Raw genomic sequence first — 14584 nt, forward strand, 5'->3', positions numbered from 1 at the left:
GCCGTTTGCAATGCCACGCCGCGCCGCCGCCCGCTCCAGGTCTTGACGAAAACAGGCGCGCCTGTTTGACACAATGAGGCAAATGGCGACATTTGCCCCATGGGAGATGAGCAGGCGGTGGGCAAGCTTTGAAGTGCGTTTTTCTGTTGCTTGCCGCTATCATCATGGCGTCTGGCGTGACCGGATGCACCAGCATTTCCTACTATGCGCAGTCGTTGGAGGGCCATGTCGAGATCATGGCCGCGCGGAAAAATGTTGGAAAACTGATCGGTGATCCGTCGACGCCATCGCCATTGCGCGCCAAGTTGACGTCGGCCAGCGCCATCCGCCGCTTTGCCACGGAGGAATTGGCGCTGCCCGACAACAGCAGCTACCGCAGCTATGTCGACCTCGGCCGGAACGATGTGACCCTGGCGGTCTTTGCCGCGCCGCAATTCTCGCTCGCGCCGATAACATGGTGCTTTCCGGTGTTCGGCTGCGTTCCCTACAAGGGTTATTTTTCGCGCAAGGACGCGCTCGAAAATGCCGCCGCGCTGCAGCGGCAAGGGCTGGACGTCTATGTGACAGGCATCACGGCCTATTCCACGCTGGGCTGGTTCAGCGACCCGCTGCTCAGCACCATGCTGCGCCAGAACGACACCTATCTCGCCAGCCTTGTCTTCCATGAGCTGGCGCATCAGAAAGTCTATGTGAACGGCGACTCCGCGTTCAACGAGGCTTTCGCCGTTTCCGTCGAAACCACCGGCACGAGGAAATGGCTGCGCGTCACCGGCAATCGCGCCGGATTGCGCAGCTACGAGGCCGATCGCAAGCGCAAGGCGGATTTCCTCGGACTGATCTCGAAGACCCGGGACGAGCTGAAACAGGTCTATGGGAGTCCCCGCGGCCCGGAGCAAATGGCGGCCGCCAAGGCCGCTACGATCGACAGGCTGCGGATGCGCTACCGGCAGATGCGCGACAAGCGCTGGGGCGGCTACCGGGGGTACGACGCCTGGTTCGACAGCCCGATCAACAACGCGAAGCTCGCCGCCACTGCCGTCTACGGCGAACAGGTCCCGGCGTTTCTTCGCTTGTTCGACTTGTGCTCAGGCGACTATCCGAGGTTCTACGCCTCTGTTCGACGGATCGGAAATTTGCCCGCGCCTTCCCGTGCCGAAGCGCTCAAGGCTGCGGCGACGTGTGAGCTGAACCGGCTCTAATTCGCCGCCAGCGCCGTCACCTCACGCCGGAAGGGCAAGGCATCGCCTATATCGGCTTCGTCCAGCTCGCGGGCGAAGCGGTGGCCGGCATAGGTTGCCCAGGCGATGGGTCCCGGCGCTTCGGCGTCGCCGATCACCTTGACCGAACGGATGCCGTTGCCGGCCCACTCGTTCTCTCTTGCCTTGAGCTCGCGCCACACGGCGTCGTCCTGGTTGCGCGACGTGACCAGGACGACGGCATCGGCCGCCAGCTCCTGTTTCGCGCCGGTATAGACACAGGCGGTCACGACGCCGCCGGAGGCGATATTCGTGACGGTCCGGTTGAGGACGATATCGACGCCGAGCTCAGCCAGGCGGCGGTGGATAGCGCCCTGCTCCAGCGTGTTGCGGGTCCAGTCCGAGACATAGGCCGAAGGGGTCACCAGGGTCACCTTGGCGCCCTGCCGCGCCATCAGCTCGGCAAGCACGCCGCCCATGTAATAGTGGTCGTCATCGAACAGCACGACATTGCCGCCCGGCACCTTGCCGTCCATCAGATCGTCGGGCGTGTAGAGCGGCATGGCGGGATCGACCGGCATCGGCACGACATGGGCGCGCGCCACGCCGTCCCGCCGCCAGGTCGATCCGGTGGCGACAGCGACGTTCTGGAAGCCGAAGGACAGGATGTCGTCTGCCGTCAGCCGGCTTTCGAAATAGATGTCGACATTCGGCATCTGGCTGAGCTGATACTGGCGATAGTCGCGCACCCTGCCCCACGCCGACAGGCCCGGGAGCAGGCATTCGCGCGCCACGCGCCCGCCGAGTTCAGTGCCCGCTTCCGCCAAGGCCACCTGATAGCCGCGCAGGCCGAGCGCGCGGGCTGCCTCCAGCCCGGCAGGCCCGGCGCCGACGATCAGCACGCTATCGCTGCCGCCCTTGGCCTGCATGCGCTCGGGATGCCAGCCCTTGCGCCACTCCTCCATGAAGGTCGGGTTCTGCGTGCAGCGCGAGATCGACATGGTCATGTCGCCCGTGATGCAGATGTTGCAGCCGATGCATTCGCGAATGTCCTCGATGCGGCCCACCTCGACCTTCTTTGGCAGAAAGGGATCGGCGATCGACGGGCGCGCGCAGCCGATGAAATCGAGCGTGCCCGACTTGATCATCCTCACCATCACATCCGGCGAGGTGAAGCGGCCGACGCCGACGACCGGCTTCGACGTCAGTTTCTTGATGCCGGAGACCAGGCTTTCCTGCGCCGCCTCTTCCTTGAAGCGGGACGGCCCCGAGCAATCCTCCCAGGCGCCGTGCGCGAGGTCCCACAGATCGGGCAACTCGGCATGCATCTCGATCATGTCGCGGACTTCCGAATTGGCGAAGCCGAGCTCGCCGATCATCTCGTCCAGCGACAGCCTTAGCGTCAGGCCGCAGGTGTCGCCGATCGCGTCGCGTCCTTCCTCGATCAGCTCGCGCATCAGCCGCGAGCGGTTTTCCAGCGAGCCGCCATATTCGTCGCTGCGCTGGTTGGTGGCTGTCGACAGGAAATGCTGGATGATGCCGAAGCCATGCGCGCCATAGAGGCACACCAGGTCGAAACCGGCCTGCTTCGCGCGCTTGAAGGCATTGCGGTGCCAACGGCGCAAATCGCGAATATCCTGCCTGTCCATGGCGCGCGCCTGCACCGGATCGTTGGTGAAGGTGCGGATCGGCAAGGCCGACGGCCCGCGCGGCACCTCCTTGGTGTAGAGGTTGGGCCCATTGATGCCGGAATAGGCGAGCTGGATGCCGGCAAGCGCGCCATATTCGTGCATGGCCTTGGCCATCTTGGCCAGAGCCGGAATATCGGCGTCATCCCATAGTCGCAGCTCGATGAAGGGCGTGATCTCCGAGGTGTGGTGCATCTCCGTCTGCTCGGTGAAGATGACGCCCCATCCGCCTTCGGACTTCATGCGGCGCATCTCGGCCGCGGCCGACGGATCGCGGTAGCCGCCGCCATTGCAATGTGGAACCTGATAGAAGCGGTTCTTGGCGGTCACCGGACCGATCTTCATCGGCTCGAACAGGATGTCATAGCGTGGGTCGCGCATAGTAGCTTCCTTCATGCCGAATCGGTCCTGCCGATCGGCCGACATTACTCATAAGTTGGCGCCGGCGCGGGAAAACTACGGAATTCTTCTGTGCGGATTAGGCCGCGCCTAATCGCGAGTCCGGGGATTAGCCTGCGATGAACCGGGGCTGAGCCAAATGCGACTTCAGCGCCGCCGCGCCGCGATGCTACACAGCCGGTTGCGGCAATGGGAAAGAAAAATGGACAGCATCAGGATCCTCGAAAAGGTGATCGCCTTCCCGACGGTGAGCCGCGACTCGAACCTCGATCTCATCTTCTATGTGGCGGAGCTGCTCAAAACGAGCGGCATAGCCAGCCAGCTCATACACAGCGCCGACGGCCACAAGGCCAACCTCTTTGCCACCATCGGTCCGGCAGACAGGCCCGGCATCATGCTGTCGGGTCACACCGATGTCGTGCCCGTCGACGGCCAGAACTGGACGCTGCCGCCCTTCGAAATGACCGCGCGCGACGGCAAGCTTTATGGGCGCGGCGCGGCGGACATGAAGGGCTTCGTCGCCTCGGCGCTCGCCGCCTGCCTCAAGGCTTCGAAGATGGCGCTGCGCACGCCCTTGCATCTGGCTCTCTCCTATGACGAGGAGGTCGGCTGCCTCGGCGTGCGCGACCTGATCGAGATGCTGAGCGCGGCGCCGCAACGCCCGCTGCTCTGCATCGTCGGCGAGCCGACCAACATGCAGGTGGCCACCGGGCACAAGGGCAAGCTCGCGGCGCGCGCCGTCTGCAAGGGACGCGAGGGCCATTCGGCTCTTGCTCCGCTGGCGCTCAACGCCATCCATCTCGGCTGCGATTTTGTGCGCGTCTTGCGCGACGAACAGGAGCGGCTGGCCCGCGAAGGTGCCCGCGACGGCGATTACGACATTCCCTACACCACCGTGCATGTCGGCAAGATCAACGCCGGCGTGGCACTCAACATCGTGCCCAATCTTTGCGTGGTCGATTTCGAGATCCGCAACGTCGCCGCCGACGACGCCGCCGGCATTCTCGACCGGCTGCGCGGTGCCGCCGCGCGCATTGCCTCTGACGCCGCTTCGATCGCCCCCGAAGCCGCAATCGACATCGAGATCACCAACACCTATCCGGGCCTCGATACGCCGGCCGCTTCGGAGGCGGTCGCTTTCGTCAAATCGCTGACCGGCGCCAACGACACCGTGAAAGTCGCTTTCGGCACGGAGGGCGGTTTGTTCAGCCGCGATCTCGGCACGCCTTCCGTCGTCTGCGGGCCGGGCTCGATGGCGCAGGGGCACAAGCCGGACGAATATGTCAGCATCGAACAGTTGCGGCGTTGCGACGAGATGCTGGGCCGGCTCCTGTCGCGGCTCACCGAAGGCTGGCCGTGACCTTCCTCATTTGACGATGCGTTCGGTGCCGAAGACGCCTTGCTCGACCACGAAGCGCCGACAATGGTCGATGAAGGCCTGCACCGTCAGCGTGCGGTGCTCGGCATTGGGCAGCGCAATGCCCATGGTCAGCGGCCTGATGTCGCCCAGCAGGGGAACGAAGACCAGCAGCTTGCCATCCGGCGACATGGCGTTGAGCGGCCGCATATTAGCGATACCATAGCCGAAGCCGTTGGCCACCATCGAGCGCATCACGGCGATGTCACCGGTGCGCTCGGCGATCCTGGGCCGCAGTCCCTGGAACGCCGAGAGGAAGTATTCTCGGCTGTAGGGCAAATCGAGCAGCACCATCGGCTCGTCGACCAGCTCCTCTGGCGTGATGCCCGCCCTCCCCGCCAGGCGATGCGCGGCCGGCAGCATCACATAGGCCGGCAACTGGATGAGCGGCTCGAACGTCATGTCCTGCGACAATTCGAGATCGTAAGTGAGCGCGGCGTCTATCTCGCCACGCTGCAGCATCTCGAACAATTGGCCCTGGTTGCGCTCGAACTGGCGGACGCGCACATCCGGATAGGCTTCCTCGAACTTTCTGCGCAGCGTCGGCAGCACGATCTGCGCGAAAGTCAGCAGGCAGCCGACCGCTAGCGGTCCCCGCACCTTTTCTGCGATATCGCCGGCAATGTCGTGCAGCGCGTCCGCGTCGTTGAGCAGCCGCGCGGCTTCCTTGAGGAACAGGCGGCCGCCCGCGGTCAGTGCAAGCGCGTGCGAATGCTTGCGCACGAAGAGCTGGACGCCGAACTCGGCTTCGAGCTGCGCGATCGACGCCGAGATCGAGGGCGGCGAGACGTTCACCTGCTCGGCCGCCTTGGCGATCGAGCCGGCTTCGCCAACGGCGACGAAATATTCGAGCTGTCTGAGCGTGAAGCGGAGCGGCATGGGCTATATGATGCCCGTTTGGTCGCTGCAATCAAGTCGGGGCCGCTCCTTGCCGTCGATGAAGGCCTTGTCGCGAAAAACGGATCGCGGACGCTTTTGCGATCCAGTCCTTATGACTGAGTCCGCTCAGGCTTGTTCCGGATTGCCGGTATTACTCGTCACCGGGGACGCCGTAGCTCGGCGCGTCGGACGGATTGAGGGCGCGGGTGACATAGGCATCGAGCTGCGGTTTGTAGATCTCCCACAGCGCAGCCAGCTGCTCGATCGGACAGTCCTCCGTCCAGTCGCAGCGCAGGTCGGCGACGGGCCAGGAGACATCGCGCACCAGCTTCATGCCGGCGGAACGGACAGGCCCGGCTTCCCCGCCGGCCTTGAGCGCGGCGCGCATGGTCGCGATTAGCCGGTCCCCCAGATCTCCTTCGCAAGCGAGGAAGGCATCGACCATGGCCTGTGGGACGCCGTCATTTGCAAGCAAATTGCCGCCGCAGGCGACGTCATCGCCGCGCGCCTCGGCCCAGATGCCCAGCGCCTTCGGCCCGGAATGGATCGCGCTGCCGCCGGCCGCGTCGACCGCCAGCACCTGCCGGTATTCGCTGAAGGCCGCCGTGCGCTTGATGATCGCGATGGCCTCGGTGGCCGACGCGCCGCGCGCCATCAGCTCCAATGCCCGGACCCCGAGCGTCGGGTCGGTGACGTTCTGACTGGCGACCGCGCCGACGCCGGCCTGCGCATAGGCGCAACGCGCCGCGACCGCGGGGGACGACGAGGACACCGCGACCCCGAACATGCCCGTGCGCCGGCAGCGCGCGACGATGGAAAAGGTCATGGCGCTTTAGTCCGGAATGACGGCTGTGCCGTCGATCTCGACCAGCCATTCCGGCCGCGCCAGCGCCGACACGACCAGCCCGGTCGAAACCGGGTGGACACCCTTGATGTATTCGCCCATCGTCCGGTAGACGGCCTCGCGATGGCGGACATCGGTGATGTAGATCACCACCTTCACCAGATGCTCCATACTGCCGCCGCACTCCTCGATGAGCTGCCTGATGTTCTGCATGACCTTGTGCGTCTGCTCGGCCGGATCGTGGCTGTCGATGTTCTTGGCCGTGTCGAGGTCCTGCGGGCACTGGCCGCGCAGATAGACGGTGCGGCCGCCGCGCGTGACGACGGCCTGACAGAGATCGTTGTCGAGCTTCTGCTCGGGATAGGTGTCCTTGGTGTTGAATTTGCGAATTCGCGTATGCGCCATCTTGGTCTCCATGAGGGTCGGGCTCGCAGCTTTGGTCAGGCGTCCACGGGCTCGCGTTTCGCGGCTGCATGGTAGGCCAGATATTTGCGCTGCGTCGAAATACGGTCGGCGACATGCTTGGCATCATGCCAGACGCCCCAGATGAAGCTCGACCCTCTGCGCGACTGCCAGGGCAGGCCCAGGAAATAGATCCCCGGCTCGACCGAGACGCCGCGCTGATGCCGTGGCCGGCCCTTCTCGTCGAAGGCATCGACCTTCAGCCAGCTGTAGTCAACGGCGAAGCCCGTCGCCCAGATGATCGTCGCCACGCCGGCTCCGGCAAGATCCAGATTGAGGATGGGATTGGTCACGCAGTCCGGGTCCGGGCCGATTTTGCGGAGGGCGGGCTCTTCCGGAAGGTCGAGGCCGTTGCGCGCGACATAGGCGTCGGCTTCGTCCAGCAGCGACATCAGATTGGCGTCGCCGCGAGCGATGTTTTTCGCAAGGTCCGGCGCGAAGGTCATCACGCCATCCTGGTACTCCTTCGTCATGCCGACCAGCGTCAGTCCCTGCGTGGCCAGGCGGCGGAAGTCGATCGTCTCGCCGCCGCGCGCGCCGCTGACCGCGATCGTCACATGCTCCGTGCCAGGCCCTGGCGTTTCGAGGTCCCATTTGCCGAGCACGCCCAGCCACCAGCAGAAATCGCGCCCGCGATAGGAGCGCGGCGGACGGTCATGCGCGCCGACGGAGAGATAGACGCGCCTGCCTGAGCGCTGCAGTTCGTCGGCAATTTGCACGCCCGAAGATCCCGCCCCGACCACCAGCACCGCGCCCTTCGGCAATTGCGCCGGATTGCGGTACGCGCTCGAATGGATCTGCAGTATGCCGCTATCCGCGGAAACGAGAGGCGGGATGACGGGGACCTGGAAAGGTCCGGTTGCGGCGACGACACTGTTGGCCTCGATCACGCCATCCGACGTCTCGACGCGAAATCCCGGACGGCCGACATTCCTCTGCACGAGCTTGACCTCGACGCCGCAGCGGATCGGCGCATTGATCTGCTTGGCGTAGGCGACGAAATAGTCGGCAACCTCCTCCTTGGAGGGAAAGCCGTCGGGACCTGTCACGGGAAATTCCATGCCTGGAAACCGGTCGTGCCAGGCCGGCCCGTTGGCGACCAGGGAGTCCCAGCGCTGCGAGCGCCAGCGCTCGGCAATCCGGCCGCGCTCGAGCACGAGATGCGGCACGCCGCATTTGCTCAGGTGCTCGCTCATGGCCACCCCGGCCTGGCCGCCGCCGACGACAAGCGTGTCTACCTTCTCAACCGACATGCTCAGTCCTTTTTGACCATCCGACAGCTTCCGCTGCGCGGGTGAAACCGATCTTGGGCAGAGGGTGGATGCAGACAGGCTGCGCCATCCGACCGCTCCTTACTGGCGCTCACAAGTAGCAGCACGTGCCGGCGCGAGCCCATAACGAATCTCCGAAGTCACGCGTAACCATTTCCGAATTTCTCGCGCCCATGGACGCACCTAGAGTTCCGCCATTCTCGAGGGGCTGGGCATGCAGACTGAGAGCTTTGACTACATTGTCGTGGGCGCCGGCTCGGCCGGTTGCGTGGTCGCCAATCGGCTGAGCGCCGACCCGTCAGTCAAAGTGTGCCTGATCGAGGCCGGCGGCAGCGACAATAGCCTGCGGGTCAAGGTGCCGGCCGGCATTCTCTCGCTCTACGGCAATCCGAACTACGACTATTGTTTCGTCGGCGTGCCGCAACCGCATCTCAACAACCGCAGCATTCCGGTCAATCGCGGCAAGGCGCTGGGCGGATCGAGCTCGATCAACTCGATGGTCTATATTCGCGGCGCCGCCGAAGACTATGACGAGTGGGCCGGGCTCGGCTGCGCCGGCTGGGCCTACAACGACGTATTGCCGGTGTTCAGGAAGCTGGAGCGCAATCTCCTCGCCCAGGACCCGCGCTATCACGGCAGCGACGGCGAGCTTTTCGTCGACAATCCGTGCGATCCGAACGTGCTTTCCGGCATGTTCGTCAAGGCCGGCGAAAATGCCGGCCTGCCCGCCAATTCCGACTTCAATGCCGAGAGCCAGTTCGGCGTCGGAATCTACAACGTCACGCAGGATCGCGGACAGCGCTTCAGCAGTTTCAGCGCCTTCATGCGTCCGGTGCTCGACCGCGGGAACCTGACGCTGCTCAGCCAATGCGAGGTGATCGATCTGGTCATCGCCGAGGGTCGCGCCACGGGGCTGCGCGTGCGGTATGAGGGCCACCAGAAGACTCTCTCGGCCAGCCGCGAGATCGTGCTGTCGGCCGGCGCCATCAACTCTCCCAGGATATTGATGGCCTCCGGCATCGGACCGGCGGCTGAGCTGCGGCAGATCGGCATCACGCCGGTCCTCGACCTGCCGGGCGTCGGCAAGAACCTGCAGGACCATGTCGACGGCATGATCACCGTGCGCTCCAGGAGCACCAGGACGCTCGGCCTGTCGCTCGCCAACCTGCCCCGCATGGCGGCGGCACCTTTCCAGTATTTCGCGCGCCGCAAGGGCATGCTCACCACCAACTATGTCGAAGCCGGCGGCTTCGCGAAGACCAGGCACGCGAACGGCCTTCCCGACATCCAGTTCCACTTCGTGCCGGGCTATCGCAGCCATCGCGGCCGGCTGATCGAATACGGTCACGGCTACGCCATTCACACCTGCGTGCTCAGGCCGAAAAGCGTGGGCGAGATAAGGCTGTCGCGCGACAATTCCCGCCGCGACGTCCTCATCGACCACCGCTTCTTCACGCATGAAGACGACGCCATGGTGCTGGTCGAAGGCATCAAGATCGCGCGCCGGATCTTTGCCTCGCCAGAGTTCGACGCGGTGCGCGGCAAGGAGATGCTTCCGGGCAAAGACGTCCGCAGCGACGACGAGATTCTCGCCTACCTGCGCGCCGAGGCGCTGACCGTCTATCACCCGGTCGGGACCTGCAAGATGGGAACGGACGACATGGCCGTCGTCGATCCGGCAACGCTTAAAGTACGAGGCGTCGAAGGGCTTCGCGTCGCGGATGCTTCGGTCATGCCGAAGCTGATCGGCGGTAACACCAACGCGCCCAGCATGATGATCGGTCAGAAAGCTTCCGAGATGATCCTCGGCTCGGCGCGCAACGGCCAAAGGTAGGGATCCTTCGGCTTTCATACGCTGAGGGCAGTTCAACGCTTTGCCTGCCGAACTGCCATCAACTGTTTCTTTGAGGTCGCTCTCAGTGATCCTCGTCGATCTCGTCGTGCAGGAGGCCGAGGATGCGGCGCTTGAGCGCGATGAAATCGGGTTCGAGGATCACGTCCATCGAGCGCGGCCGCGGGATGTCGACCTTGATCTCGGCCTTGATCTTGCCCGGCCTCGCCGTCATCACCAGGACGCGATCGCCGAGAACCAGCGCCTCGTCGATGTCGTGGGTGACGAACAGCACCGTCTTCTGCTGCCGCTCCCAGACAGGCACGATCGGCTCGCCGAAGCCAACATCAAGGATCGGCTGATGCGGCGGGCCAACAGGCATCACCCTGAACTGCCGCCGCGCCAAAAGCTGCGCAACCGGCTGATCGCCAAGGTACGGGCGGCGGTGGAGCGGCCGTTTGCCGTGTTCAAGGAGCACTATGGCATGCGGCGCGTGCGCTTCTTCAACCTCGCCGCCAACCGCACGCAGTGCATGCTGGCGGCCTGTGCCTACAATCTAAGGACTATGATCGGCGCCCTCTTCCCACCTGCTGAGAGGCGAGCATGAGGAGGAGTGCGTCCGCAATCCAGCGGATCCGCCGCCTAACCCGACAATGCCCCGGAAAGCTGCCGAAAACCGCTCCTCACGCCTTCAAAAAACGCCTCACTAGCCCAACAAACAGAACTCGCTCCCCGTGCAAAACCCTCCGGTGGGGAGAGGAGATTGTCGACGCCGGCGCCAACTTCTTCTCCCCACCGGGGAGAAGGTGGCCGCGAAGCGGCCGGATGAGGGGGAGCGCCGCCGAAAGGCCAATAACTAGCGGCAACCCGCACCCATAGTCTCATAAGTCGTCCGGCGAGCCGTCAGCCGGAACGGCATGTCGCCGAGCTCGCGCTCGGACATGGTGTCGAGCACGGGATGCGACAGCGGATCGGTGACCCAGCGGGCGATTTCTTCCTCATCGCGCGGCCTGGCCTCGGCGCCGGAAAACCCTTTCAGCAAAGATAAAATCTTCATCGGACAAGCTCCTGCCGCTAGGCTGGTCCGGCTAAATTCTGGGTTTTACCACCGGGTTTCAATTGAGATTTCAGCACGAACGCTTTAGGAAAACTGAATGGCTATGCTGAACCGCGTCCATCTCAACGGCCTGCGCGCCGTGGAAACCGTCGCCCGGCTGGGATCGCTGGCGGCAGCGGCGGCGGAGCTGAATGTCTCGGTCAGCGCCGTCAGCCAGCAGGTCAAGCGCACCGAAAAGCAGCTGGGGCAGGCGCTGTTCGAACGCACGCCGGGCGGGCTGGTGCCGACCGAATTCGGCGCCGCCTTCACGGTGCGGCTGAGCGCCGGCTTCCGCGAACTTACGAATGCGGTGGCGCTGGCGGACGAGGCCAATGAGTGCACGCTGGTCGTCTCGGTGGCGCCGGCCTTCGCTTCGAAATGGCTGCTGCCCCGGCTGTCGCGGCATTTCGCGCGGCATCCGAATGTGCTTTTGCGCATCGACGCCTCGGCCAGGGTCGCCGATCTCGACCGCTCCGACATCGATATCGCCATCCGCCTCGGCGACGGCAAATGGCCGGGCGGGCGCAGCGAGCTTCTGCTAGCCCAGGAAGTGTTTCCGGTCTGCGCGCCCTCGATCGCGGCCAGGCTGCACTCGATCGAGGATCTGGCGCAGACCTGCGCCATCACCGATGAGCGGGCGATGTTCAGCTGGGACGGCTGGTTCGAGGCGGCTGGCGTCGAGCCGGTCACCTTCCAGAAGGGCGCGCGCTTCACCGATCCGATGCTGTGCCTGGAATCGGCAATCGCCGGCCATGGCGTGATGCTCGCCTGGCAGTTGCTGACCGCCGACGCGCTGGCCGACGGCCGGCTGGTCGCGCCGTTCGGCATCAGGGCCGAGAGCGGGCTGGGCTACTGGCTGGTGACCTCGGCCACCAAGAGCGAAAGCCGCAAGGTTCGCGACTTCAAGGCCTGGATCCGCGAGGAGATCGAGGCGACCATGGCGCAGTTCCGGGCGCTGGACAGCGCCGCATAAAAGCTGTGCACTTTCGCGGTCCGTCACGCTTGAGAGCAGGCCCAGTCGATCGCGGTGGAAAGGCCAATCGCAGCGGTCTATGTAAGGATGAGAACCCCAACACAACGGCAGGCAGGATCATGACCACACATTCGCGCGGCGTCTCGGCAAGCATCGACCCGGTGAAACTCGACAGGCTGGCCGAAGTCGCCATCAAGGTTGGGCTCCAGCTGCAGCCGGGGCAGGATCTGGTGCTGACCTCCTCGATCGCGGCGCTGCCGCTGACGCGGCGCATCGTCGAGCATGCCTACAAGGCGGGCGCCGGGCTGGTTACGCCGATCTTCAACGACGACGAGATCACGCTGGCACGCTTCCGCTATGGCGCCGACGTCGGTTTCGACCGCGCCGCCGGCTGGCTCTATGAAGGCATGGCGAAGGCATTCTCCAACAATGCGGCGCGGCTTGCGGTTCGCGGTGAGGACCCATCGTTGCTTTCTTCGCAGGATCCGGCCAAGGTGGCGCGCGCCAACAAGGCGAACTCGATGGCCTACCAGCCGGCACTGGAGAAGATCACCGGCTTCGACATCAACTGGAACATCGTCGCCTATCCCGATCTCGCCTGGGCAAAGCAGGTTTTTCCAGGCGAGCCGGACGACGTCGCGGTGGTGAAGCTCGCCGACGCCATCTTCTCCGCCTCGCGCGTCGACGTCGAGGACCCGATCGGCAATTGGAAGGCGCATAACGCGGCGCTGGCCGAGCGCACGAAATGGCTGAACGAGCATAATTTCCACGCACTGCATTTCACCGGACCGGGCACGGATCTCACCGTCGGTCTGGCGGATGGTCACGAATGGATGGGCGGCGCCTCGACGGCGAAGAACGGAGTCACCTGCAATCCCAATATCCCGACCGAGGAGGTCTTCACCACGCCGCATGCAAGGCGCGTTGAGGGTCACGTCTCCTCGACCAAGCCGCTCTCCTACCAGGGCACGCTGATCGATGAGATCTCGGTGCGCTTCGAAGGCGGGCGGATCGTCGAGGCCAAGGCCTCGAAGGGCGAGGACGTCTTGAAGAAGGTGCTCGACACCGACGAGGGCGCGCGGCGTCTTGGCGAGGTGGCGCTGGTGCCGCATTCCTCGCCGATCTCCAAGAGCGGGCTTCTGTTCTTCAACACGCTGTTCGACGAGAACGCCGCCTGCCACATCGCGCTCGGGCAGTGCTATTCGAAGTGCTTCGTCAATGGCGCCTCGCTCAGCCAGGACGAGATCTCGACGCGCGGAGGCAACAAGAGCTTCATCCACATCGACTGGATGATCGGCTCGGACAAGATCGACATCGACGGCGTCGCCAAGGACGGCAGCCGCGTGCCGGTGATGCGCAAGGGCGAGTGGGCATAAGCTCCTCGCCAGTGGAGGTGTGATGGCCTTCGACATTGCGGTGAAGCGTGTTTACGAGCCGCCGGCGAAAGCCGACGGCCAGCGGGTGCTGGTCGACCGCATCTGGCCGCGCGGCGTCGCCAAGAAGGACGCCGCGCTGACGCTCTGGCTGAAGGAGATCGCGCCGAGCGACGAGCTGCGCAAGTGGTTCGGGCACGAACCTGAGCGCTGGGCTGAGTTTCAGATGCGGTATCTGGCGGAACTCGGCCTGAACGAGGAAGCGGTGGCGCAACTGCGCGTCCTGTTGCGAGAAGGTAAGGTGACGCTGCTCTATGGCGCGCATGACGAAGCGCACAACAATGCCGTGGCGCTGGCGGAATATTTGCGGGGGGCGTGAGGAGTCTCACAGCGTTGGCGATTGGCGAAGGCCAAAGCGACGTCCAATCTCCCCCCTTGCGGGGGAGATGCCCGGCAGGGCAGAGGGGGGTGCTGTCCCTCCGGCCTCTCAACCATTCGCTGCCGCATACCAAGACAGATTCGCGCTGGAACACGTTCGGCCAAGGTTGCGTTCCTTCACACCCCCCTCTGGCCTGCCGGCCATCTCCCCCGCAAGGGGGGAGATTGGCAGCTTCGCCGTCCCGCCTCTACTTCACCGCCACTTCATATACATCGGGCTTGAACCCAACGAGAATACGATCACCCACCTCAAGAACCGGGCGCTTGATCATGGTCGGCTTGGCCAGCATCAGCTTCTTCGCCTTCTTCTCGTTGAGCTCTTCCTTGTCCTTCTCAGGCAGCTCGCGAAAGGTGGTGCTGCCCTTGTTGAGCAGTTTTTCCCAGCCGACCTTGCCGACCCACCCATTCAACCTCTCCGCCTCGATGCCTTCGGCCCCGATAGTCATGAAAACGGTAAGGCACGCCGTGGCTCTCCAGCCAGACGCGCGCCTTCTTGATCGTGTCGCAGGTGATGATGCCGTACATGGTGATCGTCAAGGCAGGCCTCGGTCGGGTGGGGTTGCGAATCCGGCCGAACCCTAGAGCATGATGCCGAAAAGTGCGAAGCGGTTTTCGGACGCCATCATGCTCTCCTTGATTTAGAGCCTGCCCTTCCCGCTTTGCGATCCCCGGATTTTGGCTCTTGTCAATACTAAGGTTTTTTCCTAAGTATTGTCC

At 64.2% G+C, this 14584-nt stretch carries 13 protein-coding genes and 2 pseudogenes; 7 read left to right on the plus strand and 8 right to left on the minus strand.

Annotated elements, in window-relative coordinates; all coding sequences use genetic code 11:
* Positions 1 to 164 precede the first annotated feature (164 nt).
* Entirely contained in the window at positions 165 to 1199 is a 1035-nt protein-coding gene (locus CK230_RS19555) for an aminopeptidase (protein WP_095818951.1), read from the plus strand.
* Here the strand turns inward: CK230_RS19555 and CK230_RS19560 are convergent.
* Complete coding sequence (locus CK230_RS19560) at positions 1196 to 3265, minus strand: NAD(P)-binding protein (RefSeq protein ID WP_095818952.1); 2070 nt, start codon at positions 3263 to 3265, stop codon at positions 1196 to 1198. The two genes, CK230_RS19555 and CK230_RS19560, sit on opposite strands and share 4 nt — an antisense overlap.
* Positions 3266 to 3485: 220 nt before the next feature.
* Here CK230_RS19560 and argE point away from each other — a divergent pair, with 220 nt between their 5' ends.
* The gene (gene argE / locus CK230_RS19565; RefSeq protein ID WP_095818785.1) at positions 3486 to 4643 is read left to right on the plus strand and encodes an acetylornithine deacetylase; all 1158 of its coding nucleotides are present in this window, start codon (positions 3486 to 3488) and stop codon (positions 4641 to 4643) included.
* A gap of 6 nt (positions 4644 to 4649) precedes the next feature.
* Here argE and CK230_RS19570 read toward each other — a convergent pair whose 3' ends face one another.
* From CK230_RS19570 to CK230_RS19585, 4 genes are all read right to left on the minus strand, one after another.
* Positions 4650 to 5579 (minus strand): LysR family transcriptional regulator, encoded by a 930-nt coding sequence (locus CK230_RS19570; protein ID WP_095818786.1) that lies wholly within the window; start codon positions 5577 to 5579, stop codon positions 4650 to 4652.
* A gap of 151 nt (positions 5580 to 5730) precedes the next feature.
* Entirely contained in the window at positions 5731 to 6405 is a 675-nt protein-coding gene (locus CK230_RS19575) for a DUF1028 domain-containing protein (protein ID WP_095818787.1), read from the minus strand.
* Positions 6406 to 6411: 6 nt separating this feature from the next.
* Positions 6412 to 6828 (minus strand): RidA family protein, encoded by a 417-nt coding sequence (locus CK230_RS19580; RefSeq protein ID WP_095818953.1) that lies wholly within the window; start codon positions 6826 to 6828, stop codon positions 6412 to 6414.
* A 35-nt stretch (positions 6829 to 6863) separates the two neighbouring features.
* Entirely contained in the window at positions 6864 to 8138 is a 1275-nt protein-coding gene (locus CK230_RS19585; RefSeq protein WP_095818788.1) for an NAD(P)/FAD-dependent oxidoreductase, read from the minus strand.
* Between the two features lie 232 nt (positions 8139 to 8370).
* Between CK230_RS19585 and CK230_RS19590 the strand changes: the two genes are divergently transcribed.
* On the plus strand, positions 8371 to 9990 hold the full coding sequence (locus CK230_RS19590) for a GMC family oxidoreductase N-terminal domain-containing protein (protein ID WP_095818789.1): 1620 nt from the start codon (positions 8371 to 8373) through the stop codon (positions 9988 to 9990).
* An 82-nt stretch (positions 9991 to 10072) separates the two neighbouring features.
* Here the strand turns inward: CK230_RS19590 and CK230_RS19595 are convergent.
* Positions 10073 to 10315, minus strand: a pseudogene (locus CK230_RS19595) (ABC transporter ATP-binding protein); the annotation flags it as partial.
* Between the two features lie 33 nt (positions 10316 to 10348).
* On the opposite strand from CK230_RS19595, the gene CK230_RS32555 reads away from it, so the two are divergent.
* Complete coding sequence (locus tag CK230_RS32555; RefSeq protein WP_141246060.1) at positions 10349 to 10594, plus strand: transposase; 246 nt, start codon at positions 10349 to 10351, stop codon at positions 10592 to 10594.
* A gap of 249 nt (positions 10595 to 10843) precedes the next feature.
* Here the strand turns inward: CK230_RS32555 and CK230_RS19605 are convergent, their stop codons facing one another.
* A complete protein-coding gene (locus CK230_RS19605) occupies positions 10844 to 11044 on the minus strand; it encodes a hypothetical protein (RefSeq protein WP_095818790.1) in 201 nt (66 codons plus the stop codon).
* A 97-nt stretch (positions 11045 to 11141) separates the two neighbouring features.
* On the opposite strand from CK230_RS19605, the gene CK230_RS19610 reads away from it, so the two are divergent.
* The 3 genes from CK230_RS19610 (at position 11142) to CK230_RS19620 (ending at position 13808) form a co-directional block, all read left to right on the plus strand.
* A complete protein-coding gene (locus CK230_RS19610; protein WP_095818791.1) occupies positions 11142 to 12056 on the plus strand; it encodes a LysR substrate-binding domain-containing protein in 915 nt (304 codons plus the stop codon).
* A 119-nt stretch (positions 12057 to 12175) separates the two neighbouring features.
* Positions 12176 to 13432 carry an aminopeptidase gene (locus tag CK230_RS19615; RefSeq protein ID WP_095818792.1) on the plus strand — a complete coding sequence of 419 codons (1257 nt, stop codon included), beginning with the start codon at positions 12176 to 12178 and terminating at the stop codon, positions 13430 to 13432.
* Positions 13433 to 13454: 22 nt separating this feature from the next.
* Positions 13455 to 13808 carry a DUF488 domain-containing protein gene (locus tag CK230_RS19620; RefSeq protein WP_095818793.1) on the plus strand — a complete coding sequence of 118 codons (354 nt, stop codon included), beginning with the start codon at positions 13455 to 13457 and terminating at the stop codon, positions 13806 to 13808.
* A gap of 247 nt (positions 13809 to 14055) precedes the next feature.
* Here the strand turns inward: CK230_RS19620 and CK230_RS19630 are convergent.
* Positions 14056 to 14319: pseudogene (locus tag CK230_RS19630) on the minus strand (ArsC/Spx/MgsR family protein); the annotation flags it as partial.
* Positions 14320 to 14584 lie beyond the last annotated feature (265 nt).

The organism is Mesorhizobium sp. WSM3859 (genome assembly GCF_002295065.1).
Classification (GTDB): Bacteria; Pseudomonadota; Alphaproteobacteria; order Rhizobiales; family Rhizobiaceae; genus Mesorhizobium.

Coding starts and splice junctions, on each gene's coding strand:
- CK230_RS19555 (WP_095818951.1), top strand. CDS start 165: ATGGCGTCTGGCGTGACCGGATGCACCAGCATTTCCTACTATGCGCAG.
- CK230_RS19560 (WP_095818952.1), bottom strand. CDS start 3,265: ATGCGCGACCCACGCTATGACATCCTGTTCGAGCCGATGAAGATCGGT.
- argE (WP_095818785.1), top strand. CDS start 3,486: ATGGACAGCATCAGGATCCTCGAAAAGGTGATCGCCTTCCCGACGGTG.
- CK230_RS19570 (WP_095818786.1), bottom strand. CDS start 5,579: ATGCCGCTCCGCTTCACGCTCAGACAGCTCGAATATTTCGTCGCCGTT.
- CK230_RS19575 (WP_095818787.1), bottom strand. CDS start 6,405: ATGACCTTTTCCATCGTCGCGCGCTGCCGGCGCACGGGCATGTTCGGG.
- CK230_RS19580 (WP_095818953.1), bottom strand. CDS start 6,828: ATGGCGCATACGCGAATTCGCAAATTCAACACCAAGGACACCTATCCC.
- CK230_RS19585 (WP_095818788.1), bottom strand. CDS start 8,138: ATGTCGGTTGAGAAGGTAGACACGCTTGTCGTCGGCGGCGGCCAGGCC.
- CK230_RS19590 (WP_095818789.1), top strand. CDS start 8,371: ATGCAGACTGAGAGCTTTGACTACATTGTCGTGGGCGCCGGCTCGGCC.
- CK230_RS32555 (WP_141246060.1), top strand. CDS start 10,349: ATGCGGCGGGCCAACAGGCATCACCCTGAACTGCCGCCGCGCCAAAAG.
- CK230_RS19605 (WP_095818790.1), bottom strand. CDS start 11,044: ATGAAGATTTTATCTTTGCTGAAAGGGTTTTCCGGCGCCGAGGCCAGG.
- CK230_RS19610 (WP_095818791.1), top strand. CDS start 11,142: ATGGCTATGCTGAACCGCGTCCATCTCAACGGCCTGCGCGCCGTGGAA.
- CK230_RS19615 (WP_095818792.1), top strand. CDS start 12,176: ATGACCACACATTCGCGCGGCGTCTCGGCAAGCATCGACCCGGTGAAA.
- CK230_RS19620 (WP_095818793.1), top strand. CDS start 13,455: ATGGCCTTCGACATTGCGGTGAAGCGTGTTTACGAGCCGCCGGCGAAA.